The organism is Actinoplanes sp. NPDC049802, from assembly GCF_040656595.1.
Lineage (GTDB): Bacteria > Actinomycetota > Actinomycetes > Mycobacteriales > Micromonosporaceae > Actinoplanes.
Genome location: NZ_JBFAMR010000082.1, coordinates 19516 through 33159, shown reverse-complemented (window position 1 = coordinate 33159; position 13644 = coordinate 19516). Strand labels below are relative to the sequence as shown.

The following is a 13644-nucleotide window of genomic DNA, read 5'->3' as shown; positions in this document are numbered from 1 at the left end:
TCCTACGTCTCGGTCGAGAAGGGCTACTACCACCACGGCACCTTCGCCGACCTGCTCGACCGCGCCCCCAAGAACGGCGGCCCCGGCTTCTACCGGTGGGCCACCACCAAACACCGCGGCAAACCCATCATGATCGCCGAATGGGGCGGCTACCACCGCGTCGGCAAGAAGACCGACAAATCCGCCGTCTACCACAGCGTCCTGCCCGAACTCGCCAAACGCCCCGCGATCAAAGCCCTCGTCCACTTCGACACCAAAGCCGACGACCAGGGCAACCGCGACATCAGCATCAACAGCACCCCCGCCAGCCTCGCCGCCTTCCGGAAACTGGCCGCCAACCCCATCTTCAACGTGAAGCTCGGCTAGGCGACGGCACGACCCCCTGGTGAGAGAAGCGCCGCCCGGTCCCCCGCCGGGCGGCGCTTCCCGTCGTGGATTCGCCGTGTGATCACGGGATCGGCCGGCGGCCGGCCCGCCTCACGAGGTCGCCCCGAGCCGGTCGACGACCGCCCGCCCGGTGACCGCCGTGGTCGCCATCAGCATTCCGGCCTTGCCGTCGCTGGTGTCCTCGACCAGGTAGGCCCGCTCGCCCAGGTATTCACCGCTCGCCCGGTCGAAGATCCACTCCCGGCGGATCCCCTCCTCCTCCCGGGCGACGCCGACGCCGTGCCGCCCGATCGCGTCCACCACGTCCGGCACCAGTTCCACCCCGGGAATCCGGGCCGCCGCCTGATACAGCGCCGCGTTGATCTCCGGCGCCAGCAGGGACTCGTGCAACAAATCACCGATGACGGTGAACGCCTGCCCGTCGCGGCTGGTCCCCTGCCCCTCCGACTCCCGGTAGATCTTCGCGAGCAGCGCCTGCGGATCCGACGGGAGTTCGGGTTGCAGATCAACGGCGCGGGCGGGACCCAGGTCGGTGGGTCTGCCCTCCTCCTTGAGCCTGCCGTGGCCGCCCAGGAACAGCGGTTTCCAGATCTCCCGGTCGTGCAGTTCCTGCATCTCGGCCTCGACCGGGTCCCCGGAGAATCTGACGAACGCGACCCGGCTCCGCACATACAGGTACCGGCCCTCGGTGACGCCCGGCCGTGGCTCGGATCCGGCCGCGGCCGCCAGCCGGTTCAGGAAGCGCACCGCCTCGTCGTGGTCGCCGGCCAGAACCCGCACGATCGGCGGCGGCTCACCGGAGTCCCACGGCCGCGCCACGATCGTCGCGGCGAAGGTCACCGCCAGGACCGTCGCCGCCGGCAGGGCGATCAGAATCAAACCTCTGCGGCGTACGGGCGGAGCGTCGATCGCGGCGACCAGTGCCGCCCGGCGCCTCTGGAACCGGCGCGGTGTCATGCCGGGCCTGCCGGGCCGGGGCAGCAGTGTGGCGAGTTCGGCGCGGATGTCGGTGTCGTTCAACGTGTCCCCTCGGCGGAGCGCAGGATTCCACCGGGCCGGGTTCGGTGGAGTTCGGCCTCGGCGAGGGCCCGTAACCGGACCCGTGCCCGGGACAGCCGGGACCGGACCGTGCCGATCGGCACGCCGAGCGCTTCGGCCGCGGCCGCGTAGTCGAGTTCCTGCCAGACGCAGAGCAGGAACACCTCGCGGTCGGCGCGGCGCAGTTCGGACAGGGCGGCGGCGGCCGCGGCGAGTTGTGCGCTGTCGTGCAGGCGGCCGACCACCTCGTCGGCGAAGTCGGGCACGTCGCTGCCGGCCGGGATCCGGGCCAGCGCGGCACGGTGCCGCCGGGCGGCCCGGCGCCGGTTGCGCAGCACGTTCGTCGCGATGCCGAGCAGCCAGGGCCGCAGCCCGTCGCCGTCCGGGCGCAGGGTCTCCCGGATCCGCCACGCCTCGAGGAAGGTCAGCGAGACCACGTCGTCGGCGCCGGCGTGGTCGCCGTTCATCCACACCGCGTGCCGGTAGACGGCTTGCGCGTGCTCGTCGAACACCTCGCCGAACGCGTCGGTGTCCCCGGCCCGGATCCGGGCCCGCAAGATGGTTGTCACACCGTGTTCTGTCCGCTCCCCGCGCCGGGTTCCACCCTGATTCGCGCGGATCCGCCGGCGTCCGGTCGCCGGGTGGGGAACCAGGTCGTCCGGCGGATCTGCCGGCGGGGGTCGCGCCGCCTTCTGGGCGGCGTGGGCACGGCCGGTGGTTAGCGGAGATGGCCGCCAACGCGAGGATCCTACGCATATCCGGACCGGGAATCCGCAGGCCCCCTCACCGACAGCGAAGCCCCCGGCGCGCGATCGCGCGCCGGGGGCTTCACGTGGCGGATCCCGGGACGGTCGGGATCGCCCGACAGGCGTGGCCGTGTCTCGCCAAGGGCCGGGCGGCTGCGTGGCCCATGGCGAAGCACGCGCTAGCCCGCGACTCCGACCGCGCGCACCGCGGAGGTGTAGCGGCGCCCGGCGTCCTGGCGGCTGAGGATCGCGTGGATCTCGGCGGTCTCCTCGGCGCTGTGGCGCCCCAGCATCAGGTCCAGTTCGGTGCGCTCGGCGGCGGTCCGGAAGGCCGCGAGCTCCTCGGCGAGACGGCGGTGGGCACGGCGCTCGGCGACTCGGTCAGCGATGACGGTACGGGCAACACGGATGAACTGCATGGCGAACCCCTCGACGGATAGTGACGGAGAAAGCCCTGTCGCTTCCGGATACAACGATCCACTCCTGGTGCGACATCACCAAGTCCACCAGGTAAAACCCGGAAGACGAAAGTGATGGCCGCCACCGAATTGCGGTAAGCCAGGTCACTCTCCGCTACTAAACCGCAGGTCATGAGGGGTTGGTGATCTCGCCCACCACAAGGGCCGTCAGCACCCGGCTCCGATGACCGCGGGCCTCACCTCGTCGCGGTGACCGATTTCGCGGTGACCGTGCCGTCGGCGGCCGCCTCACCCTGGACGGTGACCGACTGACCGGCCTTGACGTCGCTGAGCTTGCCCTTGGCCGTCGTGCTGATCGTGGTCGAGCCGTCGGTCTTGACCGTGACGACCGTGCCGTCCTCGGTCTCCACGTAGATGGTCTTGCCGTTGACCAGCTTGACCTTGCCGGTGGTGCCACCGCCGGCCGTCGTGGTGGTGGTGGACTGCTGCTGGCCGAAGCCTCCGCCGGGCGCCCCGCTCGCGCTCACCCCACCGGGGAAGCTGCCCCGGCCACCGCCCGCGAACCCGCTCGCGGCGGTCGTCTCGGCGGTGCCCCACTGCTTCTGCGCCTGCACCCCGCCGAGGAAGCCGCCCATCAGCAGCGCCGCCACCCCGAGGCCGATCGTGCCCTTGTTCCACCACTTCCGGGGTGCCGCCGCGGCGAGTTCGGCGGAGAGCCCCTCGTGGTCGTCGGCGGGGATCCTGGAGATCACCGCGGTCTCGTCGTTCATGGTCGTCACAGGAGGGTCCTCACTCGTAGCGCAGCGCGTCGATGGGACGCAGGCGGGCGGCGCGGGCGGCGGGCAGCCCGCCGAAGAACAGGCCGATCGCGATGGACACGCCGACGGCGTACCCGATCGAGCTCGGCACGATCACCGGTTTCACCCCGACGATCTCGAACTGGCTGCCGATCAGGGCGGCGGCCACACCGAGGGCGCCGCCGAGCACACTCAGCAGGCTCGCCTCGATCAGGAACTGGGTCAGGATCACCCGGCGGGGCGCGCCGAGCGCCTTGCGGATGCCGATCTCCCGGGTCCGCTCGGTGACCGTCACCAGCATGATGTTGGTGATGCCGATGCCGCCGACCAGCAGGCTGATCGCGGCCACCGCCCCGAGCAGGGTGGTGAACGTGTCGGCGGTCTCGGTCTGCGTCTCCAGCAGCGACGACGCGTTCTGGATCCGGTACGGCGTGCCGGCCGACGACGAGGTCACGTCCAGCTTCTGGTTCAGGATCGTGGAGACCTGCCCCTGCACGGCGTCGACCTTGTCCGGGTCGGACGCCTCCACGATGATCGAGGTGAGCGCGCCGTACCCGGTGAGCACCTGCTGCACCGCGGTGAGCGGGGCGACGGCCGTGTCGTTGGAGTCGTTGAAGCCGGTGGAGCTCTTCTCCTGCAGCACGCCGACGACGGTGAACAGCGCGCCGCCGACGGTGACCTGCTTGTCGAGCGGGTCGACGCCGGGGAACAGTTCCTCGGCGACGGTCTTTCCGATCACCACGACGCGCCGGCCCTGGGTCACGTCGTCGTCGGTGAAGGCCGAGCCGGTACCGACCGGGGTGGTGGAGGCGGCGAACCAGGCCGGGGTGGTGCCGACGAACGTGGCCACCGAGTGGTCGGTGCCCTCGTAGGTCATGGTCGCCGACGAGGAGCTGACCACCGGCGACACCGACTTGACGTCCGGCGCGAGCTCCTCGTCGAGCAGCGCGTCGGCCATGTCCTTGGTCAGCGACGTGCTGCTCGACCCGCCGCGGCCGGTGCTCATCACGGTGATCGTGTTGGTGCCCAGTGCCTCGATCCGGTCGCTGATCGCCTTGGCCGAGCCGTTGCCGACCGCTACCAGCAGGATCACGGCGGCCACACCGATCAGGATGCCGAGCATGGTGAGCGCGGAGCGCAGCTTGTTGGCGCTCAGCCCGCGCAGCGAGAACCTGATTACCTCGAAGAAGTTCACCGCGTGTGCCGCCCCCCGGCGTAGACGGAGACCCGGCCCGTCGCCGTGTTCGCCCGGGCGTGGGCCGCCGCCGCCGCGCCGACCGGCGGCAGGTGCAGCGGCGACTGCCGGAGATCGGCGACGATCGAGCCGTCGACCAGTCGGATCAGCCGTTTGGCGCGGGCGGCGACCTCGTTCTCATGGGTGATGATCACGATGGTCCGGCCGGCGGCACTCAGGTCGTCGAAGACCTGCAGCACGTCGTCGGTGGACTTGGAGTCCAGGTTGCCGGTGGGCTCGTCGGCGAGCAGCAGGGCCGGCTCGGTGACCAGGGCCCGGGCCACCGCGACCCGCTGCTGCTGGCCGCCGGAGAGCTGGTTGGGCTCGTGGTCGGCGCGGTCGGCGAGGCCGACCACGTCCAGCGCCGCCATGGCACGGCGGCGGCGTTCCTTCGGTTTGACCCCGGCGTACGCCAGGGGCAGCTCGACGTTGGCCACCGCGCTGGTCCGCGGGATCAGGTTGAACGCCTGGAAGATGAAGCCGATCAGGCGGTTGCGGGCCAGCGCCAGCTGGCCGTCGGAGAGGCGGCTGACGTCGACGCCGTCCAGCATGTACCGCCCCGACGTGGGGATGTCGAGCGCGCCCAGGATGTTCATCAGAGTCGACTTGCCGGAGCCGGACGATCCCATGATCGCCACGTAGTCGCCGCGCTCGACGGTGAGGGAGACCCCGCGCAGCGCGTGCACGGTCGCCTCGTCCTGACCGTAGATCTTCTTGAGGTCGGAGACCTGCAGGACCGGCCGGCTCACCGGGTGCCCCGTCCGCCGCCGGTCGTGCCGCCACCGGGCGGGGCGCCGCCACCGCCGGAGATGCCGCCGAAGCCGCCGCCCATCATGCCGCCCTGCGAGGTGCCGCTGGTGCTGGTCGAGGTGGTCTTGACGACGACCTGCTCGCCCGCGGTCAGTCCGGAGGTGATCTCGGTGGCCGAGTCGCCCTCCAGGCCGATCTCCACCGACCGGGTCTCCTGCACACCGTTCGCGACCACGGTGACGGTGTGCCGTCTGCCGACCGTGGTGATGGCGGCCGCGTTGACCAGGACGACGTTCTCCTTGGAGCCGGTGGTGACCGACACCGAGACGGTCTGGCCGACCTTCGCGCCGGCCGGCACCTTGTCCAGGGTCAGCGTCACGCCGTAGGTGACGACGCTGTTCGAGGTGGTGGCGGACGGGTCGATGGCGGTGACCTTGGCACTCTGCGAGACGCCACTGAGCGCGTTCCAGGTGACCGTGGCGGCCTGCTTCTCCTTGAGGCTGGTCGCGTCCGCCTCGGCGAAGCCGGCCGCGACCTGCATCCTGGTGAGGTCGGCGATCTCGATGAACCCGCTCGACGACGAGGACGACGAGCTGCTGCTGGACGTTCCGCCGCCCTGCGAGCCGCCGCTGCTCGACGAGGACGAGCTGCCCGACGCCGAGCCGCCGAGCGTGCCGTTGACCGCGGTGACGGTGCCGGCCATCGGGGCGGTCAGCACGGTTCCGGCGACGCCGGCCTCGGCCTCGTCGACGGCCAGTTCCGCCTCGGTGACCTGGTTGGCGGCGTCGGTGGTGTCGGAGCCGGCGTCCTCGGCGCGGTCCAGCGAATCCTGGGCCGCGTCCAGGTCGGCCTCGGCGGCGTCCAGCGCGCGCTGCGCCGCCGCCGGGTCCACCTTCGCCAGGACCTGCCCCTTCTTGACCTTGTCGCCGACCTTCACCTTGATCACGGTGACCGTGCCGCTGGTCTCGAACGTGGCGCTCGCGGTGCTGGCGCTCTCCAGGGTCCCGTCCGCGGTCGCGGTCTTGGTGACCGTGCCCTGCTGGACCGTGACCGTGCGCTCGGCTGCCGTCGCGGCCGTCCCCCCGTCGCTGGTTCCGGAAAATGTCTCGTACACCGTGTAGGCCCCGGCGACGAGCACTACGCCGATGACGGCGTTGACCACCGATGACGGGTGGCGGCTCAGGCGTACCTTCATGGCTGCACACTCTGCGGCCGCGGGCTATGAGGAGCTTCGGCGCAACCTGGGAACCAGCTCAAAACCTCACGCCGAGTCACCGACGGCGGGAAGCTCTACCCGGAAGGTGGCCCCGCCACCCGGCGTCTCGCGGTGGGTCACCTGGCCGCCGTGCCCCTGCACGATGGCCGCCACGATCGCCAGGCCCAGCCCGGAACCGCCGCCCTTGGAGCGGGAACGGCTGGAGTCGGCCCGGTAGAGGCGCTCGAAGATGCGGTCCACGTGCGCGGCCGGCACGCCCGGCCCGTTGTCCGACACCTCCAGGACCGCCACCGGGGTGCCCTCCCCGGAGGCACCCAGTCCGACACGTACGGTGACGATGGTTTCGCCGGGGGTGTGGTTGAGGGCGTTGGCGACCAGGTTGGTGGCGACCTGCCGCAGCCCGTGGTCGTCGCCCAGCACGGTGGCCGGCTCGAAGGTGTCCTCGTCGTCGGTGAGGCCGTTGAGCAGCACCTGCCGTTCCGGCATCCGGGCGTGCGCGTCCCGGATGGTGTCCGCGGCGATCTCCAGCAGGTCCACCCGGCGCAGGTCGAGGGTGCGGTGCTGGTCCATCCGGGCCAGCCGCAGCAGGTCCTCGACCAGGACCGCCATCCGCGCCGACTCGGCCTCGATGCGGGCAAGCGTCTCGTCCAGTTGCGGGCCGGGCGGCGCGCCGCCGCGCCGGTACAGCTCGGCCCACCCGCGGATCGACGTGAGCGGGGTGCGCAGCTCGTGCGAGGCGTCCGCCACGAACTGGCGCAGCCGCTGTTCGGAGGCGGTCCGGGCGCCGACCTCGCCCTCGATGCGGGTGAGCATGGCGTTCAGGGCCAGGCCCAGGCGGCCCGGCTCGGTGTGCGGGTCGGTGTCGGGGATCCGGCCGGACAGGTTGCCGCCGGAGATGTCCGCGGCCACCGCCTCCATCTCGGTGAGCGGCCGCAGCCCGATCCGCACCACGAACGCGGCGCCCAGCCCGAGCGCCGTCAGCACCAGCAGCAGCACCCCGGCGTCGATGAGCATCAGCTGCTGGGTGAGCTGCTCGACCTCCAGCAGTGAGGAGCCGATCAGCACGTGGCCGCCGGTGTCCCCCGCCGCGACCGCCATGATCCGCCAGTCCGAGCCGGCGGCCGTCGAGACGGTGTAGGGCCGGCCGGCGGCGGCACGTTCGGCGACCTCGGCGGCGGACGGCACGGCGGGGCGCTTCTCGTCGGCGGGTGTGCTGTTGACGGTGTCCAGGGTCCCGTCGGCGGCGTAGAAGTACATGATCTGGTCCGGGCCGAGACCGCGGAACCGGCCGGGACGGGGACCGAAACGCTGCGGGCCCGCGTCGGCCAGCGGCCGGCTGATGCCGGTGAGCTGCTCGTCGATCCGGTCCAGCTGGTACTGGCGGATCAGCAGCAGGCCGGTGATGTTGGCGACCAGCACGGCGACCGCCGAGAGCGCCGCCACGACCAGGACCAGCCGGGACCTGAGCGTCCAGTAGCGCCACGGGATCATTCGTCGCGGGGAAGCCGCAACGCGTAGCCCACGCCCCGTACGGTGTGGATCAGCGGCGGATCGGTCCGGTCGATCTTGCGCCGCAGGTAGTAGACGTAGGACTCCACGATGCGGCCGTCGCCCCCGAAGTCGTACTTCCACACCCGGTCCAGGATCTGCGCCTTGCTGACCACCCGGCCCGCGTTGATCATCAGGTACCGGAGCAGGTTGAACTCGGTCGGTGACAGCTCGATCAGACGGCCCGCCCGGCGTACCTCGTGGGCGTCCTCGTCCAGCTCCAGGTCCGCGTAGCGCAGCACGCAGGTGTCCTCCTGCGGCTCCTCCGGCTGGCTGCGGCGCAGAATCGCGCGTATCCGTAGCACGACCTCCTCGAGACTGAACGGCTTGGTGACGTAGTCGTCCGCGCCGGCTGACAGTCCCAGGATGCGATCCTCCACGGCGTCCCTGGCGGTCAGGAACAGGACCGGGACCCGATGCCCGGCGGCACGCAGCCGCCGGGCCACCTCGATGCCGTCCACGTCCGGGAGCATCACGTCGAGGACGATCAGATCCGGCTCGAACTCCTGGACCGCGATCAGGGCCGCGTTGCCCGACTCGGCCACCCGCACGTCGAAGGCGACCAGTCGCAACGTCGCGCTGAGCAGCGCGGAGATGTTCGGCTCGTCGTCGACGACCAGGACACGGGCGGGCCGTGCCGCGGGGTCGAGCGTTGTCACGGAACCTCGGGTATCGGAAAGCACCGCATAGAACTATCAGCGTTTTCTTTGAAGAACCTATGAGCGGGAAGGGAGAGAGCTACCAGGAACGGGCCACCGCGTCGCCCTCGGCGAGGCCGGAGACGATCTCCGTGTACTGATCGCCGCGCAAGCCCAGCTCGACCGGCGTCGCGACCCCGCCGGTGAGCACGGTGCCGTTCTCCCCGGACACATCGTGCACCGCGGTGCTGGGCACCCGCAGCACGTTCTCCTTGCTGCCGGTGGTCACCCGCACGTTGGCGCTCTGGCCGACGAGCAGCTCGTCCGGGGCGTCGTCGAAGGAGAGCACGACGCCGAAGCGGGTGAGCGTGCCGTCGCTGGTGCCGACCGGGTCGACCTGCACCACCGTCGCGCCGAACGTCTCCCCGGCCCGGTCGGCGAGCGTGATCACCGCCTTCTGCCCGACCGCCAGCCGGTCCGCGTCCGCCTCCGGGAAGTCGGCGCTGATCTGCATGTCGTAGACGTCGGCCAGGGTGATGAACGTGGACCCGGACCTGGCGCTGCTGCCCACCTTGCCGCTCACCGAGATGACCTTCCCGGCGATCGGGGCGGTGATGGTGGCGCCGTCCAGGGCCTCCTCGGCCTCCTCCAGGGTCACCTCGGCGGCGTTCACCCGCTGCTGGGCGCTCAGGATGGAGTCGCTGCCGGAGGAGCCGCTGCCACCCCGGGAGGAACCCGACGATCCGGTGCTGGTGCAGGTGGTGGCGGGCTTCTTCGTACCGGTGCTGCCGGGTTTCGTGGTTCTGGTCGTGGCCGGCGTGGGTGACCTGGTCGCGGTGGCCGAGGGGGAGGCGGAGGCCGAAGCCGACGGCGAGGCGGAAGCGGTGGTGTAGGCGGCGGCCACGTCGCAACCGCTCGACGCCGACGACGAGGACGAGGACGCCTTCGTCAGCGCCTCCTGTGCCTCGTCGAGCGCGTCCTGCGCGTCGACGACCGCCTCGGCCGCGTCGGTGTCGTCGACGGTCGCCAGCACCTGCCCCGCGGTGACCGTCGTGCCGGCCCGCACCTTCACCGTCTCCACCGTCCCCGACACCGCGAACGACAGGCTGCGCGTCTGCGCCGCCTGCAACGTGCCCGTGGTGGCGACCTCGGTGCTCACCGCACCCTTGTCCACCGTGACGGTCTCGACCGCCTTCGACTCCTCCCGCGCGGCGCCGGCCGTCAGCGCACGCACCACGCCGAAGGCGACAAGCGCGAGCACGACGACCGCCACGCCGAGCCGGATCAAACGCCGGCGACCGGCCAGTGCAACACCCATGGTCGCCGAGTGTGGCGACCGGTCCTCGCCGCGGGCTCGGTCCTGCCTGGGAGTTCGCTCGGAGCGCCGGGCGGGCGTTCTTAGGTAACTCCTAGGGTCGTCCGACCTTCCGCACAGGTGCGCCCGCTTTCCTTCACACGTTCCCGCTCGTCGACGTTTCATTGAGGAGTCCCACGTGCCGTTGATCGGTTCGAAGCGCGCCGCGGCCATCTTCGCGGTCTCGGTGGCCATGCTGTTCACGGCGGCCTGCGGCGGCTCGGAGGAGGCGGGCGCCGACAGCGGCGCCGCCGGCTCGGCCGGTGGTGACAGCGCGTTCTCCGCATACATCAGCTGCCTCAACGAGAACGGCGTGACCGTCACGATGCCGTCCGGCGGCGCCCGCCCGTCCGGCGCGCCCGACGGCGTCCGGCCCTCCGGCGGCGTCCGCCCGTCCGGACAGCCGCGGCCCTCCGGCAGCGCCGGCCAGCGCGGCGGCGGCTTCCCCGGTGGCGGCGGCTTCGCCAAACCCGACGGCGTCGACGACGCCACCTGGCAGAAGGCTCAGGAGGCGTGCGCCTCGGTCCGCCCGAGCATGGGCGCCGGCCGCGGCAACGGTGGCGGCGCCCCGGGCGGCGGCACCCAGGGCGGCACCGGCAACGCGAACGCCGCCTACGAGAACTGCCTCAAGGAGAACGGCGTCACCGACCCCGCCAAGGTCGACACCACCGACGCCACCGCCAAGAAGGCCGTCGAGACCTGCGCGGTGCTCAAGCCCACCGCCACGTCCTGACCCCCGCGCCACCGTGCCGGCGCCGCCGTCCCCCGTCGTAACGGCGCCGGCACGGTCCTCAACTCCGCACCCGCGCCGCGCTCACCGCCGGCGCGGGTCGCGCCTTTTCCGACCCCGCTCCGGTACGCGGCGGACCGCCCACCTGAATTCGGCCCCATCCCCGGAAGCGCCCCGCGAGCGGCTGCCGGGCCGGGCCCGTGCCGCGCCCGCCGGGCTGAGCTCGGTGGCCCGGCGGGCGCGGCCCGGCAACGCACACACAGCCCGGCGGCGCGGCCCGGCAACGCACACACAGCCCGGCGGCGCGGCCCGGCAACGCACACACAGCCCGGCGGCGCGGCCCGGCAACGCACACAGCCCGGCGGGCGCGGCCCGGGTGACAAGGACGGCGGCTGGTCCGGGCGACCACCGCGCTCAGCCCGGCGGGCGCGGCACGGGCTGGAGCGGGCAGCGAGCGCGCGCCGCCCGGGCGGAGCGATCAGAATCGGACGGGACGGGGCCACGCGTACCGGAAAACGAAGACCTCAGAGACCGGCTTCGGTGAGGATGCGCGACATCTCGGCGTGCGGAAGGCCGGGGTTGGCGGCGGCCCGGCCGTGGATGCCGGGGTCGTGGAGGAGTTCGGCGATGCGGGCCGGCGGCAGGCGCGGATCGTCGGCCAGGAACGCACGGACCGCCGGGTCGGGGTCGTGGCTGAGGCGTTCGATCAGGCCGGCCGGAGCGCCGGGGTCGAGACGGGCCAGCGCCCGGGCCCGCGCCGACGGGTGCCCGGCGAACCGCGCCAGGCCGGCGCTGGGGAACGCCGGGTGGGCCAGAAGTTCGGCCGCGAGGTCGCCGGGGGCTTCCAGGTAGGTGCGCAGCAGCAGGTCGGCGGGTGCCCCGGCCTGGTGGGCGCAGAGCATCAGGCGGACACCGGGATCGTCGTCGGCCGCGAGGGACGTGATCAGGTCGGTGGGAAGCTCCGGGTGGCAGGCGGCGCCCCGGCGCAGCAGGTAGTGCGCCGACCGGGCGCAGTCCCGCAGCTCGCCGGGCCCGGCGGCGACCACCCACGCCGGCACGGGGACGTCCGGCACCGGCCGGACCGGGTAGTCGGCCTCCGCCCGTTGTTCCTCGCTGAGGCCGGGCCGCACAGACACGGCGAGCCGTACGTGCGGGGAGGGGTCGGCGGTGAGCCGTTTCACCCAGTCGTCCGGCAGTTCCGGGTCGGCGGCGGCCCGGGCCCGGTTCCAGTCGGAGTCCCCGGAGGCGTAGGCGACGGCCTGGTCACGGCCCATCGTCGTCTGCTGGGCGGGCCGGCGTGCGAGGAGTTCCCGGGCGGCTTCGGCGATGCCGGGGTGCGGGTCGCGGGAGAGCTTCGTGAGCACGTCGCGGGGTGTGCCGGGGATGAAGGTCAGCAGGTCCCGAACCCGTCGTTCGGGGTGTTCGGCGAGCCTGCGGTGGACCCAGTCCGGAAGGGGGCCGGACCAGCGTGCGGGTGGTCCTTCGAGGAGGGCGTGCAGGACGTCGAGGTCGAGGTCGCCGACGAGCCGGGCGCGCTGTTCGCCGGTGGCGCCGGGGCTCTGTGCGAGGGCTTCGCGAACCGCCGGGCAGGGGTGCGCGGCGAGGGCGTCGAACGCCTCGTCGGTCCAGGTGCGGCGGGCGGTGACGTACTCGGGCCCGACCCGTTCGTCGTCGGCCAGCCTCAGCAGCGTCTCGGCCGGGAGGGCGGGATTGCACGCCAGACCGCGAAGCCGGTCACGGATGGGATCGGCGCTCAGGGGTTCCTCCACAGCGGCCGTCGGGGCGAGGCGACGGCGCGAGCATAAGCCGACACCCCGGCGGGTGAGCGGCTGGCTGCGAGAAACCCGACAACGCCGGGCCGATGGTCGAGACCACCGGCCCGGCGTTGCGCGGTTCGTGCGTCAGACCGGGCAGGAGCTGCGGTAGTCGGAGATCGACGTGCCGCCCGGGCCGGGGCAGATGAACTGGCTGTAGCGGGTGTCGTCGTCGACGAACCGTTTCAGCCAGGACACCATCTGCACGGCGGTCGGCGTGTTGGTGCTCTGCGGGAAGAAGTGGCTGGCGTTGTTGAGCTCCAGGTACGCCTTCTCCGCGGACGCCGGGATGCTGTTGTAGAAGGGGATGGAGTGGCTGGACACGGCCGCGATGCTGTCGCTCTCGCCGCCGACGATGAGCGTCGGCACCCGCAGCTCGCTCCACGACTTGTCCAGGTTCCACGGCGCCAGCGGCACGGCGGCCTGCAGCGACGGGCGGTCGCTCGCCGCTTCGAGGCTGCCGCCGCCGCCCATCGAGTGCCCGGCGACGGCGAGCCGGCTGGAGTCGACGCGGGAGCGGACCGAGCTGCGCTGGGTCAGGTAGTCGAGCGCGGCCAGCAGCTGTTCGCCGCGGGAGGCCGGCTGGTCGGAGGTGGTGTTGGTCTCGATGCCGATGACCACGAAACCGTGCGAGGCCAGGCGCGGCCCGAGCCAGGAGATGCTGGACCAGTACGCGGTGAAGCCGGGCGAGATGGCGATCGCCCCGAAGGTCCCGTCGGCCGTCGTGGTCGGGTAGTAGATCTCCCCTCCGCCGAAGCCGGTCACGGCCAGGCGGGAGACGGAGGTGGTGCTGACGGCGTAGGGGCCGCGGGAGGCCTGGAGCGCGGCGAGCGTGGGGTCGGGGCCCCGCTCGTACGGGTTGTCGGCGGCGTGGGCGGCAGCGGCTCCGGGGCCGGCGACGAGGGCTACGGCGGCCGCCACGGTGAGCAGCGCCCGGCGAGCCCGGCCGGGAACGGTTCTCTGGTGCACGTCG

The 13644-nt window shown here is 72.4% G+C and carries 13 protein-coding genes and 1 pseudogene; 2 read left to right on the top strand and 12 right to left on the bottom strand.

Features of this window, described 5'->3' with window-relative positions; all coding sequences use genetic code 11:
- Positions 1-366: pseudogene (locus AB0I88_RS35025) on the top strand (hypothetical protein); the annotation flags it as partial.
- 111 nt (positions 367-477) lie between these two features.
- Here AB0I88_RS35025 and AB0I88_RS35020 read toward each other — a convergent pair.
- The 10 genes from AB0I88_RS35020 to AB0I88_RS34975 form a co-directional block, all read right to left on the bottom strand.
- Entirely contained in the window at positions 478-1407 is a 930-nt protein-coding gene (locus AB0I88_RS35020; RefSeq protein ID WP_361034836.1) for a CU044_5270 family protein, read from the bottom strand.
- Positions 1404-1994 (bottom strand): RNA polymerase sigma factor, encoded by a 591-nt coding sequence (locus AB0I88_RS35015; RefSeq protein WP_361034833.1) that lies wholly within the window; start codon positions 1992-1994, stop codon positions 1404-1406. Before AB0I88_RS35015 ends, AB0I88_RS35020 begins: the two co-directional genes overlap by 4 nt.
- Before the next feature lie 356 nt (positions 1995-2350).
- The gene (locus tag AB0I88_RS35010) at positions 2351-2590 is read right to left on the bottom strand and encodes a hypothetical protein (RefSeq protein ID WP_361034830.1); all 240 of its coding nucleotides are present in this window, start codon (positions 2588-2590) and stop codon (positions 2351-2353) included.
- Between the two features lie 236 nt (positions 2591-2826).
- Positions 2827-3360, bottom strand: a complete 534-nt coding sequence (locus tag AB0I88_RS35005) for a hypothetical protein (protein WP_361034845.1) — start codon at positions 3358-3360, stop codon at positions 2827-2829.
- Positions 3361-3379: 19 nt separating this feature from the next.
- Positions 3380-4582 (bottom strand): ABC transporter permease, encoded by a 1203-nt coding sequence (locus AB0I88_RS35000; protein ID WP_361034827.1) that lies wholly within the window; start codon positions 4580-4582, stop codon positions 3380-3382.
- Positions 4579-5370 (bottom strand): ABC transporter ATP-binding protein, encoded by a 792-nt coding sequence (locus AB0I88_RS34995; protein WP_361034824.1) that lies wholly within the window; start codon positions 5368-5370, stop codon positions 4579-4581. Before AB0I88_RS34995 ends, AB0I88_RS35000 begins: the two co-directional genes overlap by 4 nt.
- Entirely contained in the window at positions 5367-6566 is a 1200-nt protein-coding gene (locus AB0I88_RS34990; protein ID WP_361034821.1) for a biotin/lipoyl-binding protein, read from the bottom strand. Before AB0I88_RS34990 ends, AB0I88_RS34995 begins: the two co-directional genes overlap by 4 nt.
- A 66-nt stretch (positions 6567-6632) precedes the next feature.
- A complete protein-coding gene (locus tag AB0I88_RS34985) occupies positions 6633-8078 on the bottom strand; it encodes a HAMP domain-containing sensor histidine kinase (RefSeq protein ID WP_361034818.1) in 1446 nt (481 codons plus the stop codon).
- Positions 8075-8794 (bottom strand): response regulator transcription factor, encoded by a 720-nt coding sequence (locus AB0I88_RS34980; RefSeq protein ID WP_361034815.1) that lies wholly within the window; start codon positions 8792-8794, stop codon positions 8075-8077. The genes AB0I88_RS34985 and AB0I88_RS34980 overlap by 4 nt, the downstream gene beginning before the upstream one ends.
- 79 nt (positions 8795-8873) lie before the next feature.
- On the bottom strand, positions 8874-10091 hold the full coding sequence (locus AB0I88_RS34975; protein WP_361034812.1) for an efflux RND transporter periplasmic adaptor subunit: 1218 nt from the start codon (positions 10089-10091) through the stop codon (positions 8874-8876).
- Between the two features lie 175 nt (positions 10092-10266).
- Here AB0I88_RS34975 and AB0I88_RS34970 point away from each other — a divergent pair, with 175 nt between their 5' ends.
- Positions 10267-10860, top strand: coding sequence for a hypothetical protein (locus AB0I88_RS34970; protein ID WP_361034809.1), 594 nt, complete (start codon positions 10267-10269; stop codon positions 10858-10860).
- A gap of 521 nt (positions 10861-11381) precedes the next feature.
- Here the strand turns inward: AB0I88_RS34970 and AB0I88_RS34965 are convergent.
- A complete protein-coding gene (locus AB0I88_RS34965; protein ID WP_361034806.1) occupies positions 11382-12626 on the bottom strand; it encodes a hypothetical protein in 1245 nt (414 codons plus the stop codon).
- Between the two features lie 132 nt (positions 12627-12758).
- Positions 12759-13601 (bottom strand): alpha/beta hydrolase, encoded by an 843-nt coding sequence (locus AB0I88_RS34960; protein ID WP_361034842.1) that lies wholly within the window; start codon positions 13599-13601, stop codon positions 12759-12761.
- Between the last annotated feature and the right edge of the window lie 43 nt (positions 13602-13644).

Bases quoted from the DNA above. Each gene is read 5' to 3' on its own strand.
- AB0I88_RS34990 (WP_361034821.1), bottom strand. From the start codon at position 6,566: ATGAAGGTACGCCTGAGCCGCCACCCGTCATCGGTGGTCAACGCCGTC.
- AB0I88_RS35005 (WP_361034845.1), bottom strand. From the start codon at position 3,360: ATGAACGACGAGACCGCGGTGATCTCCAGGATCCCCGCCGACGACCAC.
- AB0I88_RS35010 (WP_361034830.1), bottom strand. From the start codon at position 2,590: ATGCAGTTCATCCGTGTTGCCCGTACCGTCATCGCTGACCGAGTCGCC.
- AB0I88_RS34985 (WP_361034818.1), bottom strand. From the start codon at position 8,078: ATGATCCCGTGGCGCTACTGGACGCTCAGGTCCCGGCTGGTCCTGGTC.
- AB0I88_RS34975 (WP_361034812.1), bottom strand. From the start codon at position 10,091: ATGGGTGTTGCACTGGCCGGTCGCCGGCGTTTGATCCGGCTCGGCGTG.